Annotated in this window: 21 protein-coding genes and 1 pseudogene; 9 read left to right on the forward strand and 13 right to left on the reverse strand. The window is 71.2% G+C overall.

Features of this window, described 5'->3' with window-relative positions; genetic code table 11:
• Nucleotides 1-137: 137 nt before the first annotated feature.
• Nucleotides 138-314, reverse strand: a pseudogene (locus A6A25_RS43640) (epoxide hydrolase); the annotation flags it as partial.
• Between the two features lie 29 nt (nt 315-343).
• On the opposite strand from A6A25_RS43640, the gene A6A25_RS36885 reads away from it, so the two are divergent.
• Nucleotides 344-733, forward strand: coding sequence for an MmcQ/YjbR family DNA-binding protein (locus tag A6A25_RS36885; RefSeq protein WP_073898336.1), 390 nt, complete (start codon nt 344-346; stop codon nt 731-733).
• A gap of 253 nt (nt 734-986) precedes the next feature.
• Here A6A25_RS36885 and A6A25_RS36890 read toward each other — a convergent pair whose 3' ends face one another.
• The 5 genes from A6A25_RS36890 to A6A25_RS36910 all read right to left on the reverse strand — a co-directional run bounded on the left by A6A25_RS36890 (nt 987) and on the right by A6A25_RS36910 (nt 7,067).
• Nucleotides 987-1,547: a hypothetical protein gene (locus A6A25_RS36890; protein WP_073898377.1), complete on the reverse strand. Its 561-nt coding sequence runs from the start codon at nt 1,545-1,547 to the stop codon at nt 987-989.
• Between the two features lie 291 nt (nt 1,548-1,838).
• Nucleotides 1,839-3,041, reverse strand: coding sequence for a hypothetical protein (locus A6A25_RS36895; RefSeq protein ID WP_073898338.1), 1,203 nt, complete (start codon nt 3,039-3,041; stop codon nt 1,839-1,841).
• Nucleotides 3,038-4,549 carry an alkaline phosphatase D family protein gene (locus A6A25_RS36900; protein ID WP_073898340.1) on the reverse strand — a complete coding sequence of 504 codons (1,512 nt, stop codon included), beginning with the start codon at nt 4,547-4,549 and terminating at the stop codon, nt 3,038-3,040. The genes A6A25_RS36895 and A6A25_RS36900 overlap by 4 nt, the downstream gene beginning before the upstream one ends.
• 428 nt (nt 4,550-4,977) lie before the next feature.
• The gene (galK, locus tag A6A25_RS36905; protein WP_073898343.1) at nt 4,978-6,069 is read right to left on the reverse strand and encodes a galactokinase; all 1,092 of its coding nucleotides are present in this window, start codon (nt 6,067-6,069) and stop codon (nt 4,978-4,980) included.
• Nucleotides 6,066-7,067 (reverse strand): LacI family DNA-binding transcriptional regulator, encoded by a 1,002-nt coding sequence (locus A6A25_RS36910; RefSeq protein WP_073898345.1) that lies wholly within the window; start codon nt 7,065-7,067, stop codon nt 6,066-6,068. The genes galK and A6A25_RS36910 overlap by 4 nt, the downstream gene beginning before the upstream one ends.
• Before the next feature lie 221 nt (nt 7,068-7,288).
• On the opposite strand from A6A25_RS36910, the gene A6A25_RS36915 reads away from it, so the two are divergent.
• Nucleotides 7,289-10,012 carry an AbfB domain-containing protein gene (locus A6A25_RS36915; protein ID WP_073898379.1) on the forward strand — a complete coding sequence of 908 codons (2,724 nt, stop codon included), beginning with the start codon at nt 7,289-7,291 and terminating at the stop codon, nt 10,010-10,012.
• An 84-nt stretch (nt 10,013-10,096) separates the two neighbouring features.
• Here A6A25_RS36915 and A6A25_RS36920 read toward each other — a convergent pair whose 3' ends face one another.
• A complete protein-coding gene (locus A6A25_RS36920) occupies nt 10,097-10,675 on the reverse strand; it encodes a hypothetical protein (protein ID WP_073898347.1) in 579 nt (192 codons plus the stop codon).
• A 145-nt stretch (nt 10,676-10,820) separates the two neighbouring features.
• Between A6A25_RS36920 and A6A25_RS36925 the strand changes: the two genes are divergently transcribed.
• From A6A25_RS36925 to A6A25_RS36935, 3 genes are all read left to right on the forward strand, one after another.
• Nucleotides 10,821-11,822, forward strand: a complete 1,002-nt coding sequence (locus tag A6A25_RS36925; RefSeq protein ID WP_073898349.1) for a sensor histidine kinase — start codon at nt 10,821-10,823, stop codon at nt 11,820-11,822.
• On the forward strand, nt 11,819-12,436 hold the full coding sequence (locus tag A6A25_RS36930) for a response regulator (RefSeq protein ID WP_073898351.1): 618 nt from the start codon (nt 11,819-11,821) through the stop codon (nt 12,434-12,436). Before A6A25_RS36925 ends, A6A25_RS36930 begins: the two co-directional genes overlap by 4 nt.
• A gap of 287 nt (nt 12,437-12,723) precedes the next feature.
• A complete protein-coding gene (locus tag A6A25_RS36935) occupies nt 12,724-14,550 on the forward strand; it encodes a DNA/RNA non-specific endonuclease (RefSeq protein ID WP_073898353.1) in 1,827 nt (608 codons plus the stop codon).
• Nucleotides 14,551-14,597: 47 nt separating this feature from the next.
• On the opposite strand, the gene A6A25_RS36940 is transcribed toward A6A25_RS36935, so the two are convergent.
• Nucleotides 14,598-15,803 carry an FAD-dependent monooxygenase gene (locus A6A25_RS36940; protein WP_073898355.1) on the reverse strand — a complete coding sequence of 402 codons (1,206 nt, stop codon included), beginning with the start codon at nt 15,801-15,803 and terminating at the stop codon, nt 14,598-14,600.
• A gap of 86 nt (nt 15,804-15,889) precedes the next feature.
• Here A6A25_RS36940 and A6A25_RS36945 point away from each other — a divergent pair, with 86 nt between their 5' ends.
• Nucleotides 15,890-16,432, forward strand: a complete 543-nt coding sequence (locus tag A6A25_RS36945; protein ID WP_073898357.1) for a TetR/AcrR family transcriptional regulator — start codon at nt 15,890-15,892, stop codon at nt 16,430-16,432.
• Nucleotides 16,433-16,466: 34 nt separating this feature from the next.
• On the opposite strand, the gene A6A25_RS36950 is transcribed toward A6A25_RS36945, so the two are convergent.
• Entirely contained in the window at nt 16,467-17,060 is a 594-nt protein-coding gene (locus A6A25_RS36950) for a CGNR zinc finger domain-containing protein (protein WP_073898360.1), read from the reverse strand.
• A gap of 86 nt (nt 17,061-17,146) precedes the next feature.
• On the opposite strand from A6A25_RS36950, the gene A6A25_RS36955 reads away from it, so the two are divergent.
• Nucleotides 17,147-17,929 carry an MBL fold metallo-hydrolase gene (locus tag A6A25_RS36955; protein WP_073898362.1) on the forward strand — a complete coding sequence of 261 codons (783 nt, stop codon included), beginning with the start codon at nt 17,147-17,149 and terminating at the stop codon, nt 17,927-17,929.
• On the opposite strand, the gene A6A25_RS36960 is transcribed toward A6A25_RS36955, so the two are convergent.
• On the reverse strand, nt 17,880-18,947 hold the full coding sequence (locus A6A25_RS36960; protein WP_073898365.1) for a TerC/Alx family metal homeostasis membrane protein: 1,068 nt from the start codon (nt 18,945-18,947) through the stop codon (nt 17,880-17,882). The genes A6A25_RS36955 and A6A25_RS36960 overlap by 50 nt on opposite strands.
• 343 nt (nt 18,948-19,290) lie before the next feature.
• Between A6A25_RS36960 and A6A25_RS36965 the strand changes: the two genes are divergently transcribed.
• Complete coding sequence (locus A6A25_RS36965; RefSeq protein WP_241829115.1) at nt 19,291-20,736, forward strand: beta-xylosidase; 1,446 nt, start codon at nt 19,291-19,293, stop codon at nt 20,734-20,736.
• Between the two features lie 78 nt (nt 20,737-20,814).
• The gene (locus tag A6A25_RS36970; RefSeq protein ID WP_073898369.1) at nt 20,815-22,158 is read left to right on the forward strand and encodes a hypothetical protein; all 1,344 of its coding nucleotides are present in this window, start codon (nt 20,815-20,817) and stop codon (nt 22,156-22,158) included.
• Between the two features lie 4 nt (nt 22,159-22,162).
• Here the strand turns inward: A6A25_RS36970 and A6A25_RS36975 are convergent, their stop codons facing one another.
• The 3 genes from A6A25_RS36975 to A6A25_RS36985 form a co-directional block, all read right to left on the reverse strand.
• A complete protein-coding gene (locus A6A25_RS36975; RefSeq protein WP_073898371.1) occupies nt 22,163-22,567 on the reverse strand; it encodes a siderophore-interacting protein in 405 nt (134 codons plus the stop codon).
• Nucleotides 22,568-22,672: 105 nt separating this feature from the next.
• On the reverse strand, nt 22,673-24,496 hold the full coding sequence (gene glmS, locus A6A25_RS36980) for a glutamine--fructose-6-phosphate transaminase (isomerizing) (RefSeq protein WP_073898373.1): 1,824 nt from the start codon (nt 24,494-24,496) through the stop codon (nt 22,673-22,675).
• 15 nt (nt 24,497-24,511) lie between these two features.
• Nucleotides 24,512-24,775: a hypothetical protein gene (locus tag A6A25_RS36985; protein ID WP_073898375.1), complete on the reverse strand. Its 264-nt coding sequence runs from the start codon at nt 24,773-24,775 to the stop codon at nt 24,512-24,514.
• Between the last annotated feature and the right edge of the window lie 467 nt (nt 24,776-25,242).

A 25,242-nucleotide genomic window follows, 5' to 3' on the forward strand; every position in this document is an offset into this window, starting at 1 on the left:
TCCGCACCTGGACCCATTACCCGGCCAAGGCTGCGTGACAAGCCACTAGCCTTCGGCTCCACCGGCGAACCGCATGGCCACTCGGGCACCACCACATCCGGTGGTGCCCGAGCACCCGCCGCTCTCGCCCCTCCACCTCAAGCGCGGCCCGCGAAGAACGCTTCGATGTCACCCGCCAGCGACTCGGGCACCTCCATGGCCGCGAAGTGCCCACCCCGGTCGAACTCGCTCCAGTGCTCGACCCGATACGCCAATTCGGCCAACGGCCGCACCGGCAGCACGATGTCGTGCGCGAACACGGCCACCCCCAACGGCGCGGCATCGTCGGGCTATCGTCTGACCCATGGCCACCTGGGACGACGTGCACCGCCTGGCCATGGCGCTGCCCGAGGTCACCGAGCGCCCCTCCTACGACGGCAGACCGGCGTGGCGGGTGAAGGACAAGGCGTTCGCCTGGGACCGACCACTGCGCAAGGCCGACCTCGCCGCCCTCGGCCTCGCCGCACCGGACGGTCCCGTGCTCGCCGCGAGCGTGCCCGACCTCGGCGCGAAGGAAGCACTGCTGACCGACGACCCGACCGTCTACTTCACCACCCCGCACTTCGACGGCTATCCGGCGATCCTCGTCCGCCTGGACAACATCTCCACCGACGAGCTCGAAGAGCTGGTGACCGAGGCTTGGCTGTGCCGCGCGCCGAAACGCCTTGCCGAGCAATTCAACGATGACCACTGAACCCCGGCTCGATTTGACATGGGGCCCCTTACGAGCACTCCAGGCAGGCCAAAGCCGGGCAGGCCTGGCGGATAAAGCGCCCGCCAAGCCTGCCCGGCTTCGACCAGCCTAAAGCACCCGAACCCCATGTAAAATCGGCCTTTGCGGTTCTGCTGCGGGTCCGATGGGGTGTCGTTCGACTGGTTCGCCGGTGCCACTGCCCGTCATCACGCCGTTCCTTCGTAACAGCAGCGGGCTGGGCCTGCCAAGGGCGTCAGCGGAGTAGGTCCGGCCGGACTCTGGCTATCTCCTGGGTCAGCTGCCGGACCGTGGCGAAGTTCGGCAGTCTCAGTTCCACTTCCGGATTGGCGTCCGGCGAGGGTTTCACCAGGGCGCTGTGGCGAGTCGAGAAAAGGCCGTCCACAGGGATGAACACCAGGGCCGGCACCACGGGCTTCGAGTTCGGGTCGCCCTTGACCGGCGGGCGCGGTTCCCGTCCGCGCACGGCACGCAACTCCTCCCACGCGATCAGATCGGATTTGCGACCGGCTTGCCAGCACAGGCCACGTTGATTGACGGCGAAGCGATGCACGCGGGGGACGGAGCCGATCATGAGTAGCAGGCCGCCCAGCGCGAGCGAGCCGAAGAGGAACGACGCGGCGGCCGGAGGGAGATTCTTCGCTTTCGACGAAGCTGACGGACCCCCGACGTCCGGGAAGACGGCGGCCAATCCGAAGAGGACAACCATGGCCAGCCCACCGATGAATGCCCAACGGCCGGACCGGTATTCGATGACGGTCGTCTCAGGATCGGGAGACCATGTCTGTCCGGGCATGATCGGCATCGTAGGCGAAGGCGGCTCCAGCAGCGAGGGTTTCGCGACCTATGCCCGCAGCGCGCGCACCAACACTTTCTGGCCGACCCGACATTCGGGTTGTCCCGGTAAGTTGAGCCAACGCGATCTTGCCGGGGTCGTGCACCGTGGCCGGTTTTCGCCACCGGGTCAACGCCCGCGACAACCACAGGTCAACCCCAGCGTTTCCACGGCGCGCAGCAGCACCCCCGGTCTGCGACACCTCGGTGGAGGCACCGGGATCCCGCGCCAGACCTGCCAGGTGCCGTTGCCTCACCAGGTGCTGTTGACCATCCCGGTACCCAGGTAGATCTGGTCGAATCCGTTGCCGTCGTTGTCGTCGGTGTAGACGACGGTGATTTGACCCCAAGCGTCGACCCCGAGAGCGGGCTCGTCCTGCCTGCCCGTTGCCGTCGACATGGTCGGCTGGCGCGGCATCCGGCCGGTGGCCGTGCCGTCCGCGTTGAGCCCCTGCGTCACCACGTCCTGCGCCTCGACCGACGACACCACGACGTTCAGCTGGTCGTCGATGCCGATCTGCGGGTCGGTGCCCGGCAGCAGGGTGTCTGCGGACGTCCGGGCGGCGCCGCCGGCGGCGAACGACCGCACGCCCACCTGGGCCGTGCCGGTGTGGTCGGTTTCCCAGGCCACGGTGTGGTCGCCGTTGAAGTTCGCCGCCACGACCGGTCGGCGTTGTTGGCCGCCGCCGCTGGCGTTGGCCACGCCCTGGGCCAACTTCACACCGCCGGACGGCGTGAGGATCTTGCGGCCGATGTTGAAGTAGCCGTTGCCGTCGCCGTCCTCGTCCCACACGACGATCGCGTTGCCCGCCGCGCCCATGGCCACGTCCGGCCGCTGGTGGGTGCCGCCCGCCGCGTGCACCTGGGCCTCGTAGGTCTTCGACGTCACGGACGCGAACCCGGCGACGCGCACGGTCGGGTTGGTCGAGGTCTGCTTGTCCTCCCACACCACGGCGAAACCGCTGGTGTCGGGGTCGGCGGTCACGGCGGGGTTCAGCTGCTGGCCGGCGGCGTTGGCGTTGGCCCGCGCCGACCCGGTCACCGTGCCACTCGTGTTCAGCACCCGCGCCTGGATGTTGTAGTAACCGTTGCCGTCGGCGTCGTCGGCCCACACGACGACCGCCGTGCCGTTGTCGTGCACGGCCACGTCCGGCTGAACGTGACGCCAGTTGCCGGTGCCACCGGTGGACAGCTTCTTCTCGTACCGGGACACGCCGTCCTTGAACAGCCGCACCCACACGTCGCTGTGCACGGAGTTGGTGGGCGCGGTGCTGTCGCGGTCGTCCTCCCACACCACGGCGGTCCAGCCGTTGCGCACGGCGGCTACGGCGGCGTTGTCCTGGTCACCGGTGGCGGTGCTGTTCGCGACGCTCCAAGTGGCCGCCGACGCGGTCCCGCCGCCCACCAGCATGAGCGCCGCGATCACCGGCGCCGCGATCGTCATCAGCTTCTTCATGGTGCCTGCAATCCCGGGTTGCCCGCCTGGACGACGTAGCTCTGCAACGTCCGGACCGGGTAGTCGCGTGTGGTGACCCGGTCCAGGAAGCGGAAGTCGACGTTCATCTGGGTCGGTGAGGTGACGGTGCGGACGTACCCGCGCAGGTTCTTGTAGAACTTCACGTGCGGGTTGAGGCTGGACACGCCGGTGTCGGTGGCGCTGCCGTCGCCGCCGGACGTGATCGACGTGGTCACCAGCTCGGTGCCGACGATCCGGTCTTGAGTGGCGTAGTTGTTCATCAGGTTGCTCGCCCACGACCGGTGCACGTCACCGGTCAGCACGACGGTGTTGCGCAGGCCCGCCGCGTCCCAGCCGCGCTGCAGCCGACCCCGGTTGGCGCTGTAGCCGTCCCACGAGTCCATCGACTTCGCCCCGTCGGCCGAGGCGAGCTTCTGCGCGAAGAACACCTGCTGGCCCAGGAAGTCCCACGTCCCGAGCTTCTGCCGCATGCCGTCGAGCAGCCACGCCTCCTGAGTGCTGCCGAGCAGCGTGCGTGCCGGGTCGTCGGCCTCCGGGCACACCTTCGTGCCGTCGCCGCACGCCTGGTCGTCGCGGTACTGGCGGGTGTCGAGCATGTGCAACGTGGCCAGGCTGCCCCACCGGACCCGCCGGTACAGCTGCATGTTCTCCGCGACCGGCGCCTGCGCGGCACGCAGCGGCATGTGCTCGTAGTACGCCTTGTACGCCGCCGCACGCCGGACCTTGAAGTCACCGGCGGGGGAGGTGTTGGCGCGCACGAGGTTCGCGTAGTTGTTCTCCACCTCGTGGTCGTCCCAGACGACGAGCCACGGCGCGGCGGCGTGCGCGGCCTGCAGGTCGACGTCGGTCTTGTACTGCGCGTGCCGCACGCGGTAGTCGGCCAGGTTCGCGATCTCCGCCGAGGGCGAGTGCCTGCGCACGGCCGTGGTCGAGGCCGCGCCTTCGTAGATGTAGTCGCCCAGGTGCAGGATCAGGTGCGGGTTCTCCTCGGCCATCCGCCGGTACGCGGTGAAGTAGCCGGCCTCGAAGTGCGAGCACGAGGCGAACAGCATCGTCAGCGACGGGCTCGTGCCGACCGCGGGTGCGGTGACGCCGCGGCCGACGGGGGAGATGTGCCCGGCGGCGCGGAACCGGTAGAAGTACTCGCGGCCCGGCTCCAGACCGGTCACCTCGACGTGCACGCTGTGCGCCCACGACTGCGTGGCGGTCGCCGTGCCGCTGCGCGCGATCTGGGTGAACCGCCGGTCCGTCGCGACCTGCCACTCGACCGCGACCGAGGCGCTGCCCATGCCGCCGAGGCCGTCGGCGTTGAGCGGGCTGGGCGCGAGGCGCGTCCAGATGACGAATCCGTCCGCCGCGGGCTCACCGGAGGCGACGCCCAACGTGAACGGGTACGAGATGGCGTTCGCGGTGGTCGGCGCGAGGACCGTCACACCGGCACTCGCGATGCCGCCCGCGATGAGCGTTCGTCGGGTCAGTGGGGACATCGGCTCTCCTTCGGTGCAGGGCCGGGAAGAACGCGTTCCGGTACTGCGTACACGCCGAAGGTGATCAATGGCCATCCCCGACGTGTACGCCCGGTGGAGCGGCCGAAGCCTCGTCGTGGCGGCGACGGTAGGCGTCGAACCACGACACCGCAGGTGAATGCCTGTCCAACTAGACGATGTATTGGTGATCGAAGAACCTGACCAATGGCAATGAGCCCTGACCATCGGGAATTTCCATGACCGGGTGACCGAAGTCCGGCAGGGGTCGCCGATTCGGTGCATCGCCGCATGAGGCCCTGCAACGTTGCGGAAGTCAGTGCAGGGCTGCGGGGTTTAGTGCATCAGCGTGGCGGGTCTGCCAGGTTGTGGGAATTGGTGCAGGGGTGCGGGTTCAGGGCAGCGTTGCATTTCCTTCGGCGGGCTCCCGGTCAGGCGTGGCCGGCTCGTCGCGCGCCGGCCGCCGCCGTCGCGGTCCAGCAGTCCGGCGGCGCGAACCCGTGCCCGGCGAACTTCGCCCGCACCGCCTTCGTGCACGCCTCGACGCCGTCCTCCTCCACCAGCGCGATCACGCAACCGCCGAAACCGCCGCCGGTCATCCGCGCACCCGAAGCGCCCGCCGCCACCAACGCCTCCACCGCCACGTCCAGCTCCGGCACGGTCACCTCGTAGTCGTCCCGCAACGACACGTGCGACTCGGTCAACAGCGGCCCGATCTCGCGGATCCGGCCGGCGCGCAGCAGGTCGGCGACCCGCCCCACCCGCTCGTTCTCCGTCACCACGTGCCGCACCCGACGAGCGAGCCGGTCCGGCAGGTCGTGGTCGGCGCGGTCGAGGTCGCGCAACGCGGGCACGCCCAGCAGCTCCGCCGCGCGGTGGCAGTCCCGCCGCCGCGCCGCGTACTCGCCGTCCACCAGCCGGTGCGGCGCCCGCGTGTCCACGACCAGCAGCGTGAGCCCGGCCGGAGCCAGGTCGAACGGGATGTGCTCGGTCTGCATCGACCGCGTGTCGAGCAGCAACGCGTGCCGCTCCCGCGCCAGCAGCGACGCCGACTGGTCCATGATCCCGCACGGCATGCCGACGAACTCGTTCTCCGCCCGCTGCGCGATCCGCGCCAGCTCCAGCCGGTCCAGTGACACCCCGGACAGCTCGGTCACCGCCAACGCCGTCGCGCTCTCCAACGCCGCCGACGACGACAACCCGGCACCCAACGGCACCCGACCGTCCACGAGCAGGCCGAACCCGCCGATCGGGTGCCCCTCCTCGCGCAACGCCCACACCACGCCGGCCACATAAGCCGCCCACCCGGTGACCGCACCCGGCACGAGGTCGACCACCCGGATCTCGGTCACGCCCGACGCCTGGCGCGAGGCCAGCCGCAGCACGCCGTCGTCCCGTCGCGCCGCGGTGATCCGCACGACGTGCGGCAACGCGATCGGCAGCACGAAACCGTCGTTGTAGTCGGTGTGCTCACCGATCAGGTTGATCCGCCCCGGCGCCTCGAAGACCCCGTCCCGCGTCATGCGCCACCCCTCGTGCTCTCCCGGACCTCCAACGAGAACGGCGTCCGCACGTGCTCCGGCGCCCGTTCGGGGTCGTCCACGCGCCGCCGCAGCAGGTCCACCGCGGCCCGTGCGATCGCGGCCTTGTCCGGCGCGACGGTCGTCAGCGACGGCAGGCTGTACGCGCCTTCCTCGGTGTTGTCGAACCCCACGACCGCGAGGTCGGACGGCACCCGCACACCACGCTCCGCGGCGGCACGCACCGCGCCGACGGCCAGCAGGTCGTTGAAGCAGAACACGGCGTCCGGCGGCTCGGCCGCGCCCAGCAGGCGGGCCATGGCCTCCGCGCCGTCCCGGCGGTGGTAGTTCAACGCGGTCGCGACCAGCTCGTCGCGCACCGGCAGGCCCGCGTCGGCCAGCGCCAGCCGGTAGCCCTCCAGGCGTTGCGCCGCCGTGCCGCGGTGGGGGTGCGCGCCGATCGCCGCGACGCGGGTGCGGCCCAGGCCGATCAGGTGCGCCACGGCCACGCGTGCCGCCTCCACGTTGTCGATGCCGACGTGGTCGATCGGCAGGTCGACCGAGTGCTCGCCGAGCATCACCACCGGGATGCCGGGCGCCAGCTCGCCGAAGTCGCGCGCCTGGAGCGCCTCCGGGCTCACGATCGCGCCGTCGATCATGTGCGGGCCGAGGGACGCCAGCGTGTCCCGTTCAACCTCCCGGGTGCCGAGGGTCTGCTCGATCAGCACGTTCCACTCGTGCTCTTGGGCCGCGCCGAGCACCAGCCCGGCCAGCTCCGCGAAGTACGGCACGACCAGCTCCGGCAGCACGAGGGCGACGAAACCGGTCCGGCCGCGGCGCAGGTTGCGGGCGCCGAGGTTGGGCCGGTAGCCCGTGGCGGACAGCGCTTCCTCGACCCGGCGGCGGTTCTCCGGTTTCACGAACGCGTAGCCGTTGACCACGTTCGACACCGTCTTCACCGACACGCCGGCCAGCGCGGCGACGTCCTTGAGCGTGGCCAAGCGGTGCCTCCGGCGCGGTGCGGTTCGGGCGTTCAGGGGGCGGTTCTCGGGAACGACCGGGATCGTAGCCGGCCGGTCGGCCGCTTTACAACGTTGTATCAACGATGTAAGAACGGCAAGTGACCCAGGTCACGAGCACTCGTTCGTGTGAGCACCGAGCACCGAGCACCGAGCACGACCCGCACCACGTCACCAGCACCCTGCCGATCGTGGAGCCACCCATGCGCAAGCTGTTGTCCGGCCTGACCGGACTGCTGGTCCTCAGCACCCTCCTCGTCGCGCTGCCCGGCACCGCCGCCGCGGCCGTCTGGCAGCCCAAACCGGCACCCCTGACCACACCCTGGACCGCTCAGGTGTCGCCGACCAACGCGTTGCCCGAGTACCCGCGCCCCCAGCTGGTCCGGCCGGACTGGCTGAACCTCAACGGCGTGTGGGAGTTCGCCGGCGCGCCGAACCTGTCCTCACCCCCGTTCGGCCGCACGCTCGCCGAAGGCGTCCTGGTGCCTTACCCGATCGAGTCCGCGCTGTCGGGCATCAAGCGGCACGAGGACCACATGTTCTACCGCCGCACGTTCACCACCCCGGCCGGCTGGACCGGCCGCCGGGTGAAGCTGAACTTCGGCGCGGTCACCTGGGAGACCCGCGTCTGGGTCAACGGCGTCAGCGTCGGCACCCACACCGGCGGGTTCGACGCGTTCTCGTTCGACATCACCAACGCCCTCCGCGCCGGGGCGAACGAGGTGATCGTCGGTGTGCGGTCCACAGTGGACGGCAGTTCGTACCCGATCGGCAAGCAGCGCCGCAGCCCGAGCGGCATCTTCTACACCGCGGCCTCCGGCATCTGGCAGACGGTGTGGCTGGAGCCGGTCGCGGCCAACCACATCACCCGCCTGGACACCACCCCGGACGTCGCCGCGGGCGTGCTGGACCTGGTCGTGCAGGGCACGGCGGGACAGTCGGTGCGCGCCGAGGTGCTCACCGGCGGCCAGGTCGTCGGCACGGCCACCGGCACGGTCGGCGGGCACCTGCGCGTCCCGGTGCCCAACGCCCGGCTGTGGTCGCCCGACGACCCGTTCCTCTACGACCTGCGGGTCACCTTGGGCAGCGACGTCGTCACCGGCTACTTCGGCATGAGGTCGCTGGGCAAGGCGGTGGTCGGCGGCGTGATGCGCCCGCTGCTCAACGGCAAGTTCGTGTTCCAGCTCGGCACCCTCGACCAGGGCTACTGGCCGGACGGCATCTACACCGCGCCCACCGACGCCGCCCTGCGGTTCGACCTGGAACGGCAGAAGGCGCTGGGCTTCAACATGGTGCGCAAGCACATCAAGGTCGAACCCGCCCGCTGGTACTACCACGCCGACCGGCTCGGCCTGATGGTGTGGCAGGACATGCCGTCGCTGGACGCCGTCGACGACGTGCCCAACGGGCGCGCGCACTTCGAGTCCGAGCTGCGGCGGATGGTCGACCAGCTCAAGGGCATCACGTCGATCGTGCAGTGGGTGCCGTTCAACGAGGGCTGGGGCGAGTACGACGCCGGGCGGATCGTGGACCTGGTCCGGTCGATCGACGACACCCGGCTGATCAACCACAACTCGGGCTCGAACTGCTGCGTCTCCGACCCCGACCCGGGCAACGGCGACATCATCGATGACCACGCCTACCAGATGTCCAGCGCCACCCGGCTGCCCGACGCGAACCGGATCGCGGTGCTGGGCGAGTTCGGTGGGCTGGGACGGCGGATCGTCGGCCACGAGTGGCAGCCGGGCGCCGGGTTCGCGTACGGCGAGCTGTACCCGGACGAGACGTCGCTGACGGGCAGGTATGTGGAGATCACCAAGGAGGTCGGCCGGTTCGTGCACACGCGCGGGCTGTCGGCCTCGGTCTACACCGAGCCGTACGACGTGGAGAACGAGGTCAACGGCTTCTACACCTACGACCGCCAGGTGCTGAAGGTGTCCGAGGCGCGGGTGCGGGAGGTCAACCAGCGCGTGCTGGCCCTCGCGGCGGGCACCGAGGTGGGGCGCGGTGAGGCGATCTCGTTGCGGGTGACGACGGCCGGTTACACGGATCGGCACCTGCGGCACCGGGACGCGCTCGCGCGCACGGACGTCATCTCGGACGACCTCGGCCGGTTGGACGCGACCTTCTGGGCCCGGCCGGGGTTGTCGGACGCGGCGTGCCTGTCGTTCGAGTCGAGGAACTACCCCGGGCGGTTCCTGCGGCACTCGGCGTCGCGGGTGCGGTCGGACGCCGACGACGGGTCGGCCGGGTTCGCCGGGGACGCCACGTTCTGCGCGCGTCCGGGCGTGGGCGGGACGGTGCTGGAGTCGCGCAACCTGCCCGGCCACTTCGTGCGGCACTACCAGGAAGGGGTGTACCTGGCGCGGTCCGGTGGGCCGAACCCGTGGGACAGCGCGACGAGCTTCACGGCGGACACCACGTGGGCGGCGGTCGTGCCGCTCTGGCGCAGCGGTGCGGACCTGCCGCTGGACCAGGCCCGGTCGTTCCGGGTGACCACGCCCGGGTTCACCGACCGGTACCTGCGGCACCAGGACGCGCTGGCGCGGACGGACGTCGTGACCTCGGGGAGCACCGCCCTGCTGAAGGCCGACGCGACGTTCATCGTGCGGCGCGGCCTGTCGGAGCCGTCGTGCTACTCGTTCGAGTCGCGCAACTTCCCGGGCCAGTACCTGCGGCACGCGCAGTTCCGGGTGCGGCTGGCGGCGTCCGACGGCAGCGACCTGTTCCGGCGGGACGCGACGTTCTGCGCGCAGCCGGGTGTCGGTGGTGTGCGGTTGGCGTCGGTGAACGAGTTGGGTGCGAGCGTCCGGCACTACGCGGAGGAGGTGTGGGTCGCGGTGAACGGCGGCGCCCACGTGTACGACAACCCGACGTCGTACGACGCGGACGTGAGCTGGGCCGTGACCGCGCCCTGGACGCCGTAGCGGCCTTCCGCGGACGTCGCAGTCCTTTGTGGACCCGCACGGTGCTGCTGCTGCCGTGCGGGTCCACGCGTCGGTGGTGGTGACCTACGCGGCATTGGCGGTCATCGTGGGGCTGGTGGTCGTGGCGGGGCGGACCCCGGGGTGGACGGAGCGGGCGAGCCAGATGAGCGCGCCGCCGACGATGACGTGCAGCGCGCTGGTGAGCGGTGTGTCGGGCAGCCGTGCGGCGAAGGTGAAGACCGGTAGTGCGACGGCGTAGGCCCACACCGGGACGGGTGGGTGGACGCGGGCCTTGAGCATGCTGATCGCGAAGAGGACCGTGCCGATGGCGAAGACCAGGGCGCTGGTGGACAGCACGACCACGGTCGGCGGTGCGAGTTTCGGTTGGCCGAGGTGGAACAGGACGATGTTCAACGCGTAGGCGGCGGCGCCGAACAGGCCGAGGCCGAGGAAGTTGATCGCGTAGCCGACGGTGCCCAGGGTGGTGCGCGGCTGCTTCAGGTAGAGGGCGGTGAGCAGCGGTGCGGCGAGGGCCGGTGACACGCCGATCACGAGGCTGGTGGCGGTCGTTTCGCCGGTGAACGCCTCGATCGCTCCCGGGAGGGCGATCAAGAGGCCCGACAGCGCGCCGCAGAGGGCGCCGAAGCGCAGCAGGAACGTCATGTCGGGGACGGTATTGGCGCAGGTCGGAGGTGTGGGAGTGCCGGTCGGCCAGTATCGGGGGTGCCGTCTGGCACGTGCCGCCGTCACCCTCGCCCTTGGTGGGCAGTCGCACCCGCACCCGGGCGTCCGCACGTAACCTGCCCCTGTGGGTCGTTTGAGGTGGTTGTCGCCCCTGTTGTGCGGGGTGGTGTTGGTGGCCGGCGGCTATGCGGGGTTGGCCGGGCTCGGGGAGACGCGGTGGGTGGCGTTCGTGCTCGGGTTGGCGGCCCTGGTCGCGGTGGACGCGGTGGGGAGGCGGTTGCCGGCGGCGGCTGTCCTCGCGGTGCAGGCGGCGCTGGTGGTCGTGGTGGCGTTCGCGGACGGGTCGGGGATGGCGCGGGTGTTGTTCCTGCTGTTGCCGTTCGGGGCGTACTTCGCCTTCGGGCGGGTGGTGGCGGTCGGGGTAGGGGTGGCCAGTGCGGTCTTCCTGGTGGTCGCGTTCCACATAACGGTGCCCGGCTGGACGCGGTCGGTCGAGCACGTGTCGGACCTGTTGATGTTCGGGATCGGGCTGGTGCTGGCGTTGGCGATGGCCGAGATGTCGGCCGCGGCCGAGCGCAACCGGGTGGCGCGTGACGTCCACGACGGGATCGGCCACCACCTCACGGCGGTCTCCGTGCTGTTGGAGAAGGCGTCGGCGTTCCGGGACGTCGACGCGGCGGTGGCGGACCGGGCGATCGGGGACGCGCGGGAGTCGGCACGGCGGGCGTTGGAGGACGTGCGCACGTCCGTCCGCGCCCTGCGCGAGCCCTTCCGGCTCGGCGAGTCGTTGGCGCAGTTGGCCGGCGGCCTCGGAGTCGCGGTCGCCTGCACGGGCGACGAATCCCGGTACGCCACCGGCACCCTGCTGGCGCTCTACCGGGCCGCGCAGGAAGGGATCACCAACGCGATGCGGCACGGCGGCTCGGACGTCGCCGTGACGGTGCACTGCGGACCGCGGGAGGCGCGGTTGGTCGTCGTCGACGACGGGCCCGGGTTCGCCGCCGAACGGGAAGGTTTCGGCCTGCGCGGTGTCCGGGAGCGGATCGCGCAGGCCGGTGGGTCGGTCGAGGTGGACTGCGGCTCGGGCACGAAGCTGACGGTGGTCGTGCCGAGGGGGACGGTGTGAGCGACGTGCGCGTCGTCGTCGTGGACGACCAGCAGCTCATCCGCGAGAGCATCGCCGCGCTGCTCGACCTCCAGCCCGGCATCACGGTGGTCGGCACGGCCGGTGACGGGCGGGACGCGGTCGCGTTGGTCGCCGAGACGGACCCGGACGTGGTCCTGATGGACGTCCGGATGCCGGTGGTGGACGGCATCGAGGCGCTGGGGCTCCTGCGGGGCGGGAGGGCCAGGGTGGTCATGCTGACCACGTTCGACGACGAGGAGTACGTGGTGCGCGCGCTGAAGGCGGGTGCGAGCGGCTACCTGCTGAAGGATCGGCCGGCCGTCGAGCTGGCCTCGGCCGTGCGACTGGCGCACTCGGGCGTGGTCCAGTTCGACCCGGCCGCGGCGGCACGGCTGGCGTCCGCGCTGGGCACCCCGCGGCCCGACGGGCTCACCGAACGGGAAGTGGACGTGCTGCGGCTGCTGGCCGGTGGCCGCACGAACCGCGAGATCGCGGGACGCCTGCACGTCAGCGAGGGCACGGTGAAGAACCACGTCTCCCGCATCCTCGGCCGGCTCGGCCTGCGCGACCGCACGCAGGCCGCCGTCTACGCCCGCGACCGGGGCCTGATCTGACCGCCTACTCACCTCCCGGGTACGGCCCGTAGGGGCGCGGGCCGTACCGGTGCCGGAGCTCCTCGGCGGTGGAACCGGTCAACGTCACGTAACGGGTCGCCCCGGTCAACTTTGACAGTTCAACGATCAGTCGCCCGGTGGTCAACTTTCAGCCTTCTCGGGGGTGAAGACTGCATTCGGTTGCCAGTCATTGGGCTGAACGGGTGAACGCGGCGGGATCGGGTTAACACCGGATCGGGGGACCGCGACAGCAAGGCCACCGACGCGCACACAGGGGGTTTGCGCTCATGGTCAAGAAGAAGAACGGTCTGCCGTCCTCGCTGAGGCGGTTCGTGCGCACCAAGGGCGCCGCCTACCTGCGCGACCCGAACGTGTCCTCGATCGGGATCGGCTACAAGGTCTCCGACGGCAAGCCCACGGACGAGATCGCCATCCAGTTCACCGTCCGGCAGAAGGCCGAGCCCGAGGCGTTGCGCGCGCTCGGCACCGCGCTGCTGCCCGAGACGATCGAGGTGGACGGCGTCGCCGTGCCGACCGACGTGCTGCAACGCGACTACGAGGTCGACTTCCACGTGGTGGAGGAGACGGTCAGCGACGTGCGCAAGACGCGCGTCGACCCCGTGGTGCCGGGCGTGAGCGTGGGCCACGTGCGGGTCTCCGCGGGCACGTTCGGCTGCGTCGTCTACGACCGGGTCGACGGCACCCCGTACCTGCTGAGCAACTGGCACGTCCTGCACGGCCCGAACGGCGCCATCGGCGAGGACGTGGTGCAGCCCGGCGTGCACGACGACAACCGCACCGACCGCAACCGGCTCGGCAGGCTCGTCCGGTCGCACCTGGGCGCGGCGGGCGACTGCGCCATCGCCACCATCGAGGACCGGCGGTTCGAGCCGGAGATCCTCGACCTCGGCGTGTCCGTGGACAGGCTGGGCGAGCCGGAGCTGGGCGACAAGGTCGTCAAGAGCGGCCGGACGACCGGTGTCACGCACGGCGTGGTCCGCCGCGTCGACACCCTCGTCAAGATCGACTACGGCCCCGGCGTCGGCCGGCGGCAGATCGGCTGCTTCGAGATCGGGCCGGACCCGGCGCGGCCGGCCGCCGACGGCGAGATCAGCATGGGCGGCGACTCCGGTTCCGCGTGGGTGTTCGAGGCGTCCAACGGCAAGACCGGCAAGACGCTCGCGGGCCTGCACTTCGCGGGCGAGGCCGGTGACAGCCCCGACGAGCACGCGCTGGCCTGCCTGCCCGGCTCGGTGTTCGAGAAGCTCGGCATCACGCTCAAGCCGCCGCGCAAGCCCGAGGCGCCCGCGCCGGCCGGGTTCGACGAGAACTTCCTCGGCACGCCGGTGGGCGTGCCGGAGCTGGGTGAGGCGGCGCGGGCGGACGCGGTCGAGCTGAACGGCTCGGTGGTGGTCGACTACACGCACTTCTCGCTCGCGCAGAGCAAGTCGCGGCGGTTCGCGTTCTGGGTGGCGTGGAACATCGACGGCGGCGACCTGAAGTCGATCAGCCGCCGCGGCATCCCGTTCGTGCTCGACCCGCGGCTGCCCGCCGAGTTCCAGGTCGGCGACGAGCTGTACCGGGGCAACCGGCTCGACCGCGGTCACGTGGCGCGGCGCGCGGACCTGCTGTGGGGACCGAAGGCGGTGGCGGAGAAGGCGAACGTGGACTCGTTCTTCTTCACCAACATCACGCCCCAGATAGACGACTTCAACCAGAGCGCGCGGCAGGGGCTCTGGGGCCGGCTGGAGGAAGCCGTGATGTCCGATGCGGACGTCGACGACCTGAAGGTGAGCGTCTACGGCGGTCCCGTGTTCCGGCCCGACGACCGCGTGTTCCGGGGCGTGGCGCTGCCGCGCGAGTACTGGAAGGTGATCGCGTTCTCCTCGGCGGGCGCGCTGACGGCGCGGGCGTTCGTGCTGACGCAGAACCTCAACCAGCTGGAATCGCTGGAACTGGACGAGTTCCGCGTGTTCCAGGTGCGGCTGGACGAGGTCGAGGAGCGCTGCGGCTTCACGTTCCCGGCCGCGCTCAAGGCGGCGGACACCCTGGTCGTGCCCGAGTCCCTGGACGAGCGGGCACCGCTGGAGGCGCTGTCCGACATCCAGTGGTGAGGGACGGCTTCACGCGTTCGGTGACCTCTTATCGGGTGTCACGCCGGTCACCGGCCGAGGTGGTCGACCGGCTCACCTGAGTAGTCCTTGAGCACCACGGAATCGTGCAGCCGCACGCCGTTGGCGTTCAGCCGGGCCAGCGCCCTGCCCAGCGGCAACGGCAGCAGGCCGAACAGCCGCATCGCCTGCCGCAGCACCCACAGCTCCCGCGTGCTGCCGGGGATCAGCCGCTTCGCCGCGCCGATCGCGAACGCCCGGCTGCGCCGCACGTAGTCGCCGATCTCCGCCTCGTACGCGGGGAACGCGACCGCCGGGTCACCGCCCGCCGCGGCCAGCTCGCCCGCCAGCACGTACGCGCCGACCACGGCCAGGCTCGTGCTGCCGCCGACCGCCGGACCGGGGCAGAACCCGGCGTCACCGACCAGGCCGACCCGCCCGCGCGACCACGTGTCCAGGCGCAGTTGCGTGATCGAGTCGAAGTAGAACGCGCCGTCCATCCGCTCCAGCCACCGCGGCACCTCGCCGCCCATGCCCGCGTACGCCTCGCGCAGCAACTCCTTCTGCCGCGCCACGTCGCGGTAGTGGTAGTCGAGCGGCGCGGAGCGGAACAGGAACACCGCCCGCGCGTCCGGCAGGTGCTCGGCGCTGTAGATCGCGGCCATCCGGTCGACGTCGGAGTAGGCGACCGTGCTGTCCCGCAGCCCCAGGTAGTTCGGCAGTGACAGCACCGCCAGGTACGCGCCGATGAACAGCTCCGGCACGTCGCCGAACACCAGCCGCCGCACGTTCGAGTGCAGCCCGTCCGCCCCGACGACCACGTCGAACCGCCGCGTGGGGCCGTGCTCGAAGGTGACGACGCCGTCCTCGCCGATGGACGTGATCGAGTCGCCGAACACGTACTCCACGTCGTCGCGCGTGGCGTCGAAGAACACCTCGGCGAGGTCGTCGCGCATGATTTCGACGTGCCGGTCGGAGACCGCGCCGAACAACCGGCCCAGGTCCAGCTCGACGGGCCGCTTGCCCGGGCTGTGCACCACCATCCGGTCGGTGCCGGTGACCCGTTGCATGATCCTCGGCAACACGCCCATGCGTTCCACGACGTCCATCGCGGGCCGGAACAGGTCCACCGCGTGCCCGCCGGTCTTGCGCAGCCCGGGCGCGCGTTCGACCACCGTCACCTCGAACCCGTACCGGGCCAGCCAGTACGCGAGCACCGGACCGGCGACGCTGGCGCCGGAAATGAGAACCCCCATGACCACCCCTCCTTACTTAACGGATGGTAAGCGCACCGGCGGTGAGGTCGCAATGGCTTTACTGAACGATCGGTAAGCTCGGCGGCATGGCCAGGGGCTCCGACACGAAGGCGCGTGCGCAGGCGGTGGCACGCGAGCTGTTCCTGCGGCAGGGCGTGCGGGGCACCAGCCTGCAGGAGATCGCGGACCGCCTCGGGGTCACCAAACCGGCGCTCTACTACCACTTCTCGTCACGCGAGGAGCTGGTGCGCAGCATCGTCCAGCCGTTGATCGAGGACGGTGACGCGTTCGTGGCGGAACTGGAGTCCCGCCCGCCGCAAGGGCCGCGGCCGCTGCTGGAGGGCTACTTCGACTTCCACTTCAAGCACCGCGAGGTCGTCGCGCTCATGGTGCGGGAACTGGTGGCGCTGGCCGACCTCGGCCTGGTGGGCCGGGTGCTGGACTGGCGGCTGCGGCTGGCCGCGCTGCTGGTCGGCGACGACCCGTCGCTGGCGGACGCCACGCGGGCGACGGTGGCGCTGGGCGGCCTGGCCGACTGCGTGCTCGTCTTCGCCGACGAGCCCGTGGACGCCCTCCGCGCCGCCGCGGTGGACGCCGCCCACGCCGCGCTGACGTGCCGGGCCGACTGACTGTCCGTAGTGGACAGTCTGTAGTGGACAGCCGTCAGCTTGTCCTGGTGCGACGGGCGTAGGCGCGGGCGGCGCGGGCGCGGTCGCCGCAGCGGGTGGAGCACCAGTGGCGGCGGCCGTGGCGCAGCAGGTAGCGGTTGCACGGCGGCGAGCCGCACTGGGTGAGGCGGTCGGCGTCGGGGCCGGTGAGCAGGTCGGCCGCGTTGGCGGCGAGGGTGGCGAGCGCGCGGTCGAGGATCTGGTTGGTGGGGTGCGGTGTCGCGCGGTACGGGCCGGTCCTCTCGTCCCACTGCAACAGTGCCGCCGTGGGTGCCTTGCCCATCGCGTCGTTGACCGCGGACAAGGCCGAGGGCAGGGCCGGCACGCCGGCGACCCGGGCGGCGAACAACGACCTGAGGTTCTCGCGCAGCGAACGCAGCTGTGACGCGCACATCTCCCGGACCCCGGCGTCGGCCGGTGCGAGGCCTCGGTCGTGCAGCCACTGGTTCGCGCCCTCGGGCGTGCCGAGGAAGTCGATGAACTGCCCGCCGGGCAGGGCGACGGCGCTGTTGACGAAGTCGAGGGCGACGTGGTCCGCCGCGCCGGGCGCGGGCAGCGGCACGGACTCGTCGCTCAGGGCCTCGCTCATGGCTCTCATGGTACGACTTGCGTTCATCCGTGAGACGCGACTACCGTCTCTCACGGATAAACCACCGATCATCCGTGAGGTTCCCGATGTCCGGCACCACCAGTGAACGCATCCCCGTCCGCGTCCTCGGCGGCCCGACCGCCCTGTTCGAGTACGGCGGCCTGAGGTTCCTCACCGACCCGACCTTCGACGCGCCCGGCGACTACCCCGTGCCGCGCGGCCTGCTGACCAAGACCGCGCCGTCCGCCGCGACCCCGGCCGACCTGGGGCCGATCGACGTGGTGCTGCTCTCCCACGACGAGCACCCGGACAACCTCGACCACGCCGGCCGGGCCCTGCTCGCCGACGTCCCGCTCACCCTCACCACGCCCGGCGGCGGGCAGCGGCTGGGTGAGCGGGCCAGGGGACTGGCCGACTGGGAGTCCGTCCGGCTCGACCGGCCCGGCGGCGGCACGGTCACCGTGACCGGCGTGCCCGCCATCCACGGCCCCGGTCCCCGCGAGCAGGTCGAACCGTTCACCGGCCAGGTCGTCGGCTTCGTCCTGACCGGTGACGGCCTGCCCACGGTCTACGTCAGCGGCGACAACGCGTCACTGGACCTGGTCGAGCGGATCGCCGAGCGCTTCGGCCCGGTGGACACCGCCATCCTGTTCGCGGGCGCGCCCCGCTTCCCGGTCCTCTTCGACGGAGCGACCATCGTGCTCGACAGCGCCCAGGCCGCCGAGGCCACGAAGATCCTCGGTGCGCACCAGGTCGTGCCCGTGCACTACGACAGCTGGGCGCACTTCACCGAGGGTCGTGACGACCTGGTGGCCGCGTTCACGGCCGCGGGGCTGCTCGATCGTCTGGATCTGGGCGAGCGTCACTGACCGCCGGCGATCGACGCGCGGAGCGCAGGCTGGTCAGGGTGACCGTCCCGAGCACGGCGATGATCACCGCGAGGGAGAGCGGGGTGGGGATCTGGGGGACGGCGGGCCAGGTGCCGTGTGCCCAGTGCAGGATGAGCTTGGCGCCGATGAAGGCGAGGATGATGGCCAGTCCGTGGTTGAGGTGGACGAGTTTGGCCAGTGCGGTGTGCAGGACGAAGTAGAGGGCGCGCAGGCCGAGCAGGGCGAAGGCGTTGGTGGCGAAGACGAGGTAGGGGTCGTCGGTGATGCCGTAGACGGCGGGGACGGAGTCGACGGCGAACACCACGTCGGTGGCGAAGACCGCCACGACGACCACTGCCAGGGGGGTGAGGGCGCGTCGCCCGTGCTCGCGGACGGTGAGCCGGGCGCCGTGGTAGTCGTCGGTGACCGGCATCAGCCGGCGCAACAGTCGCACCGACCGCATCCGCGAGATGTCGCGCTCCGCGCCGTGGCCGGTCAGCGCCTCGTGCAGGATCTTCACCGCCGAGGCGAACAGGATCAGCCCGAACACCAGGAACGCCCACGTCCCGGCCGAGAGCATGGCCGCGCCTGCCGCGATGAACACACCGCGCAGCACGAGGGCGCCGACGATGCCGTAGAGCAGGACGCGTTGCTGTACCTGTGCGGGGACGGCGAAGGCGGCGAGCAGGAGCATGAACACGAACAGGTTGTCGACCGAGAGGGACTTCTCGACCACGAACCCGGTCATGAACTCCAACGCCCGGTCGGTCCCGAACGCGTGCCACAGCCAGGCGCCGAACACCACCGGCAACGCGAGGTAGAACACCGACCACCCGGCGGCCTCCCGCATCGACACCTGGTGCGGGCGGCGGGTGACCACGAAGTCGGCGACCAGCAGCACCACCAGGACGGCGATGCTGGTCAACCACAGGCTTGGTGACCCGACGGGCTCTGCGGGGCTCGCCGGAACGGCGAGGTGCACAGGCCCGGGTACAAGCACAGGTGCAGGCACAGGCATCAAGGCTCCTCGAACACCGAAGTTCGAGGTCTCCTTCACCCTTGCGGGCGGCCTGCCGGGGACATCGATCGGGATGTCCGTACTGACCGGGCAGACGCTTGGGAAGTACTCCCCTCGACACCCAGTATCCAGGACCGCGGCCGATGAGTAAAGCGTTGGTAAAGGTGGCGGAGGTGGCTGCCCTGCTGGTGAAAGCTTTCAAGCTCTTGCCACCCGCCCCGGCAGCATCAACGGTCAGTGACGGCGTTCCTCACTCGCCCGGATGAGCGGCAACTAGACTGGGTGGGTGTCCCCGCGTCGACGGCTTCCCGTATTGCTTGCTGCCTCCGTCCTGGTGGGCGCGGTGACGGCGTGCAGTGACCCGGCGGCCAGCGGCTCGGCGGCCAGTGTCTCGGTGCCGATCTCTCCGGTGCGGAAGAGCACGTCGGCGGTGCCACCGCCGCCACCGAAGAAGGTCACCCTCACGGTGGACAAGCCGCGGGAGAGTGCCGGGGTCGTGGTGCGCGGCGTCGAGGACGCGCCGTACAACTACGCGCCCGCCGTGCTCCGCGAGGGCAGCCGGATCCGGGCGTGGTGGTGCAGCCAGATGAGCGTGGCGCAGCCGGGCGGCGACGACATCCTCCACAGCGAAGCGCCGTCGCTGGACGGGCCGTTCAGCACGGCGGTCCCCGTCTTCTCCGGCAGTTCCGCGAGCTTCGACGCGATGCACGTGTGCGACCCGTCGGTGATCCGCGTCGGCGGCACCTACTACATGTATTACACCGGCGCGTCCCGCGACAACCACGCCAACGGCAGCTCCATCGGCGTCGCGACCAGCCCGGACGGCATCACCTGGACCCGCGCGAACAACGGCCAGGCGATCGTCGTGCCGGCCAACGACGTCATCCGCGAGAACGCCTACGGCGCCGGGCAGCAGTCCGCCGTGCACGTCGACGGCTGGTTCTACCTCATGTTCACCGACACCACCGGCCGCGCGACCCACCCGAACGGCGCGGGCCAGTTCGTCCTCCGCTCCCGCGACCCCCTGTTCGGCAAGGGTGTCGAGGCGCTGGGCGAGGGTGGCATGGTGCCGGTGTCCTCGACGACCGTGCCGCGCACCCGTTCGGTGGTGGAGGCGTTCAGCTCGGACTGGATGTGGATCGACGCCGTGTCGGCGTTCGCGATCGCCCACTCGACCGACGCGGGCACCACGATCACGTTCTGGGACAAGGAGTTCACCCGCCGGCCGTTCGACCCGGTGCTGATCCCCGGCGTGTGGCGGGAAGGTCCGGGGCTGGTGCGCACCGCCGAGGGGCACGCGCCGATCCACCCGGCCGACCCGTGCGGCCGGGTGTCGCTGGACGTGCTGCGCTCCACCGTGATCGGCGCGGCGAACGCGCCGACGGACATCAGGCACTTCGGCCTCGACGCGGTCGGCCTGCGCGGCTGCACCACCAAGGCCGAGCTGAGCGCGTTGAACCGCTACACCGTGCCGTCACCGGAGAACACGGCCGACCTGGTGGTCGGCGGCGAGGTGATCCGCTTCGAGCGCCGTTCGGTGGCCAAGGAGTTCTCCCGCGGCGTGCTGGCCGAACGGCCCGCTCTGGTCGACTCGCTGCCGGTCGCGGTCCGCGTGCCCGCGCGCGCGGAGGCGCTGCGCTCGCCGGACGGCGAGGTCGGGCTGCTGCTGGACGGCAAGCTGTGGCTGGTCGGCTCGGCCGAGGTGGCGGCGCTGAACGCGTCCACCGTCAAGACCGTGTCCGAGCAGGAGTGGTCCCGCTACGAGCGCCGGTCGGAACTGCGCCCCTGACGACCCGCCCCGGCACCGGCGCACGGCCGCTGTACGGGTACTTTCCCGCTACAAAGGGCGCGAGGGAAGGGCCTCCGGGTGACCGTGACGAGCGAGGACCCGCCGAGAACCGGCGAACGACGGCTGCGCGTGCTCGCCGACAGCCTGCTGCCCCGGCCGCCCGCACCACCGGCACCGCGATCCCGGACGCTGACCGGCTACCTGCTCGGGTTCTTCGCCGCGCTCGCGTTCCTGCTGCTCCTGCCGGCGGGCCGGGCGAGGCTCGACCACCTGTGGGCCGAGGACGGCGCCCGGTTCATGCTGGACGCGGTCACGCGGCCCGCGTGGTCGAACCTGGTCGAGCCCTACGGCGGCTACCTGCACACCCTGCCCCGCCTGGTGGCCGAACTGGTCGCGCCGCTCCCGCTGGAGTGGACCGCCGCGGGGTTCGCGGTCGCGGCGGCCGCGCTGCGCGCCCTGGTCGCGCTGATCTGCTTCGCGGCCTCCGGCGCGTACCTGCGCTCGCTGCCGCTGCGGGTCGCGTTGGCGTCGCTCGTGGTCGTGCTGCCCGCGGGCAACTCCGAGCCGTTGAACAACATGACGAACCTGCACTGGTTCCTGCTGTACGGGGTGCTCTGGACACTGCTGTGGCGCAACGCCCCGCGCGTGCCGGTCGCGCTGTTCGTGTTCCTCGCCGCCGTGTCGAGCCCGTTGGTGTTCGTGCTGGCGCCCGTCGCGCTGCTGCGGCTCGCCGTGCCGCGCAAGGAGGTGCCCGTCGCGTTCTTCGCGGGGGCGCTGGTGCAGGGCGTGGTGATGTTGTTCGCCGAGCGGAACCCGTACTCGCACGACGTGGTGGACCCGGTGCAGGTGGCGCTGGCGAGCGTGCTGCGGGTGCCGGTGGTGGCGTTCACCGGGTCGGAGCAGGTCGCCCTGATCTACCCGGTGCACGGCAACCTGCCGCTGCTGGCCGCGCTCGTGCTGGCCGCCGTGCCGGTCGTGGCGGGTCTGCGGTGGGGTGGCCGGCCGGGCAGGCTGCTGGTGCTGCTCGGTGTGGGTTACAGCGTGCTGGTCATCGTCGTGTCGCTGACCGCCAACTGGAGCGCGGTCCTGCAGGTGCAGCAGCCGGAAGTGGTGATGGCCGGGCAGCGCTACAGCGTCGCCCCCTGCCTGTTCCTGTTCGCCGCGATCGCCGTGGGGCTGGACGCCGTGCCCGCCCACCGTTGGCAGCGGTACGCGGTGGTGGCCGGTCGTGCGGTGATCGCGCTGGTCGTGCTCGCGAGCGTCTACCTGCACTTCCGCGCGCCCACGGTCGTGCTGGACGGCGTGCCGTGGGACGAGGGCGTCGTCCGGGCGCGGGCCCAGTGCGGCACCGGCAGCCCGGTCGGCCGCCTCGTCCACGAGCCGGCGAACTGGTTCTTCGAACTGCCGTGCCGCTACCTCTGACCGGTCACGTGCGGGCCGCGCCGAGCTTCCAGTAACCGCTGAACGTGACGGAACGGCGGTCCACACCGCGGTCCTTCACCAGGTGCCGGCGGACCGCGGTGGCCAACCCCGACTCGCCGCAGACCCAGGCGTAGTCCGGCGCGGGCGGCGGCAAGTCGGTGATCGCGCGCAGCACGTGGGTGCCCGGCGCGTCGGTGCCCCGGTAGAGCCAGGTGACGGGCCCGTCGAGGTCGACGCGGTGGTCCTCGCCGGGCACCTCGGCGAAGATCCGGGTGTCCGCGGGGACGCCGGACTCCAGGATCGCGGCCAGGGCCGGCAGCGCGGTCTCGTCGGCCACCAGGAGGACCGTGCCGGTGGACGGCGCGCGGTAGCCGGAGTTGCCCGCCCGGAAACCGACGGACCGGCCCACCTCGGCACGGCTCGCCCCAGCGCGTTCCCGGGCCCGCGTCACCGTGCAGGACGAAGTCCACGTCGATCTCGCCGACGTCGGGCATGCAGGTGGCTAACCTAATACCTACTCCACGGTCACGCTCTTGGCCAGGTTCCGCGGCCGGTCCACGTCCCGGCCCAGCGTGCGCGCCAAGTGGTAGGCGAACAGCTGCAACGGCACCGAGAGCGTGATCGGGGCCAACGCGTCGTGCGCCTTCGGCACCCGGATCACGTCCGTGGCCAGGCCCGCGGGCAGCTCGGCGTCGGTGACCGCGATGACCGGCCCACCGCGTGCCTTGACCTCCTCGATGGTGGCGGTGTTCTTGGCCAGCAGCTCGTCGTCGGGCACCAGCACCACGGTCGGCATCTCGGGGTTGATCAGCGCCAACGGCCCGTGCTTCAGCTCGGACGCCTGGTAGGCCTCGGCGTGCACGTACGAGATCTCCTTGAGCTTCTGCGCGCCCTCCCGCGCGGCGGGCCACCCGCGCACCCGGCCGACGAAGAACATGTGCCGCGCGTCGGCGTACTTGCGCGCGACCGCCGCGACCTCGTCCTCGGCGGCGAGGATCCGCGCGATCTGGTGCGGCAGCTCCGACAGCCCGGTCACCAGCCGCCTGCCTTCCGTGATCGACAGGTCGCGCACCCGGCCCAGGTCCAGCGCCAGCATCGCCAGCGCCACGGCCATCGTGGTGAACGACTTCGTCGCCGCCACCGACACCTCGGGCCCGGCGTGCAGGAAGATCCCGTGACCGCACTCGCGGGCGATCGTGCTGCCGACCGCGTTGACCACGCCGATGACGTGCCCGCCCTTGCGCTTGAGCTCCTGCACGGCCGCGAGCGTGTCCAGCGTTTCACCCGACTGGCTGATCGCCACGTACAGCGTGTCGGGGTCGACCACCGGGTTGCGGTAGCGGAACTCGGACGCGGGCTCGGCGTCGGCCGGGATCCGGGCCAGCTCCTCGACCAGCTGCGCGCCGAGCTGGCCCGCGTAGTACGCCGAACCGCAGCCGAGCAGCTTCACCCGGCGGATGCGCTGGTAGTCCTGCGGGGTGAGGCCCACGCCGTCCAGCCGGGCCGAGGAGAACCGGTGGTCCAGCCGGCCGCGCAGGCAGCGGTCCACCGCGTCGGGCTGCTCGCGCATCTCCTTGTACATGAAGTCGGGGTTCTCGCCCAGCTCGTACTCGGCGCTCGCCACGTCGATCGCGGTGGGGGAGCGGGTGGTGCTGGTGGCGCGGGCGTCCATGGTGGACGTGTGGTAGCCGTCCGCGGTGACCGTGGCGATCTCGTCGTCGTCCAGGTAGATCACCTGCTGGGTGAAGCGGACCAGCGCGGTGACGTCGGAGGCGATCAGCATCTCCTGCTCGCCGACACCGAGCACGACCGGGCTGCCGCGGCGGGCGGCGACCAGCTCGCCGGGCCGTTCGGCGTCCATCACGATCACCCCGTACGTGCCCTCGACCTGCGACAACGCCTCGCGCACGGCATCTTCGAGGGTGCCGGCCGCACTGCGGGCCACGAGGTGGGCGAGGACCTCGCTGTCGGTGTCGGAGGCGAGCGTGACGCCGTCGGCCTCCAGCTGCGCGCGCAGCCGGTCGGAGTTCTCGAACACGCCGTTGTGGACGATCGCCACCCGCGCCGCCGCGTCCACGTGCGGGTGGGCGTTGCGATCGCTCGGCTCCCCGTGCGTCGCCCACCGGGTGTGCGCGATGCCGGCGGCTCCCGCCGTGCCGTCCGGCACCGCCTTGCGCAGGTCACCGACCCGTCCGGCGGTCTTGACGACCTCCAGGCCGCCATCACCGACGACCGCGATGCCCGCCGAGTCGTAGCCCCGGTACTCGAGCCGGTGCAGGCCCTCCAACAACACGGGGACCGCGTCCCTGGGACCCACGTACCCGACGATTCCGCACATACCCGGTGATCTCCTCTACCCGTAGACGATCCGCCGCAGCTGGCGTTCGGACAACTTCGGCGCGGCCACCGGCCGCACGTCCAACTCCTCCCGCAGCAGCGCCCAAATCCTGGCGTTGCCCAGCCCTTCCCGCCGCAACTCGGCGTGCCGGCGCAGCACGTACTCCTCCGCCGTCTCGACGAAGTAGCCCATGACGTCCGACACCACGCGCCGCGCGAGCGCGGGAGGCAGGCCGGTCGTCCTGACCACGTGCCGGAGGAGTTCATCCGACACGCCCATGTGGGGTCTTTCCCACCGCTCGTCAGACCGGCGAACGTCCTCCACGGGTCCCAGCATGGCCACAGCCAACCACCGGATCAATTGCCGTGCCCGAAATCGGGCACGGCCGACCCGCCGCGCCGGGGGTGACTGTGCGTAGCCGAGTTGTCCCCGCCGTCGTGCCCGGTGACGTTGTCCGTTCGCGGTCCTCAGACCTCCCGGTTCCCGCGCCCCGGCCCTTGTCGACCGGAGGGGTGGACGCACCGGACGGGCGACCGCTCAAGCCCCGGCGACTGGATCTGCGGCGTACTCCACCGGGGCCGGTCGAACTCCCGCCGATGCGCTCACCCCACGCTCGTCGCTACGCGACCGCGGTGTTCGACCACAGGGGCCGGTGAACCGGGACTTCACCGCACTCGCGCCGGACCGGTTGTGGGTCGCCGACGCGACCCGGATCCGCACCGGCGAGGGCGTCTTCTGGCTCGCGG

Origin of the sequence: Saccharothrix sp. CB00851 (assembly GCF_001905065.1) — a bacterium.
Classification (GTDB): domain Bacteria; phylum Actinomycetota; class Actinomycetes; order Mycobacteriales; family Pseudonocardiaceae; genus Actinosynnema.

Excerpts from the sequence above, each read along its gene's own strand:
- A6A25_RS36885 (WP_073898336.1), top strand. The coding sequence starts at position 344 with ATGGCCACCTGGGACGACGTGCACCGCCTGGCCATGGCGCTGCCCGAG.
- A6A25_RS36890 (WP_073898377.1), bottom strand. The coding sequence starts at position 1,547 with ATGCCCGGACAGACATGGTCTCCCGATCCTGAGACGACCGTCATCGAA.
- A6A25_RS36895 (WP_073898338.1), bottom strand. The coding sequence starts at position 3,041 with ATGAAGAAGCTGATGACGATCGCGGCGCCGGTGATCGCGGCGCTCATG.
- A6A25_RS36900 (WP_073898340.1), bottom strand. The coding sequence starts at position 4,549 with ATGTCCCCACTGACCCGACGAACGCTCATCGCGGGCGGCATCGCGAGT.
- galK (WP_073898343.1), bottom strand. The coding sequence starts at position 6,069 with ATGACGCGGGACGGGGTCTTCGAGGCGCCGGGGCGGATCAACCTGATC.
- A6A25_RS36915 (WP_073898379.1), top strand. The coding sequence starts at position 7,289 with ATGCGCAAGCTGTTGTCCGGCCTGACCGGACTGCTGGTCCTCAGCACC.
- A6A25_RS36920 (WP_073898347.1), bottom strand. The coding sequence starts at position 10,675 with ATGACGTTCCTGCTGCGCTTCGGCGCCCTCTGCGGCGCGCTGTCGGGC.
- A6A25_RS36935 (WP_073898353.1), top strand. The coding sequence starts at position 12,724 with ATGGTCAAGAAGAAGAACGGTCTGCCGTCCTCGCTGAGGCGGTTCGTG.
- A6A25_RS36940 (WP_073898355.1), bottom strand. The coding sequence starts at position 15,803 with ATGGGGGTTCTCATTTCCGGCGCCAGCGTCGCCGGTCCGGTGCTCGCG.
- A6A25_RS36945 (WP_073898357.1), top strand. The coding sequence starts at position 15,890 with ATGGCCAGGGGCTCCGACACGAAGGCGCGTGCGCAGGCGGTGGCACGC.
- A6A25_RS36950 (WP_073898360.1), bottom strand. The coding sequence starts at position 17,060 with ATGAGCGAGGCCCTGAGCGACGAGTCCGTGCCGCTGCCCGCGCCCGGC.
- A6A25_RS36955 (WP_073898362.1), top strand. The coding sequence starts at position 17,147 with ATGTCCGGCACCACCAGTGAACGCATCCCCGTCCGCGTCCTCGGCGGC.
- A6A25_RS36960 (WP_073898365.1), bottom strand. The coding sequence starts at position 18,947 with ATGCCTGTGCCTGCACCTGTGCTTGTACCCGGGCCTGTGCACCTCGCC.
- glmS (WP_073898373.1), bottom strand. The coding sequence starts at position 24,496 with ATGTGCGGAATCGTCGGGTACGTGGGTCCCAGGGACGCGGTCCCCGTG.
- A6A25_RS36985 (WP_073898375.1), bottom strand. The coding sequence starts at position 24,775 with ATGGGCGTGTCGGATGAACTCCTCCGGCACGTGGTCAGGACGACCGGC.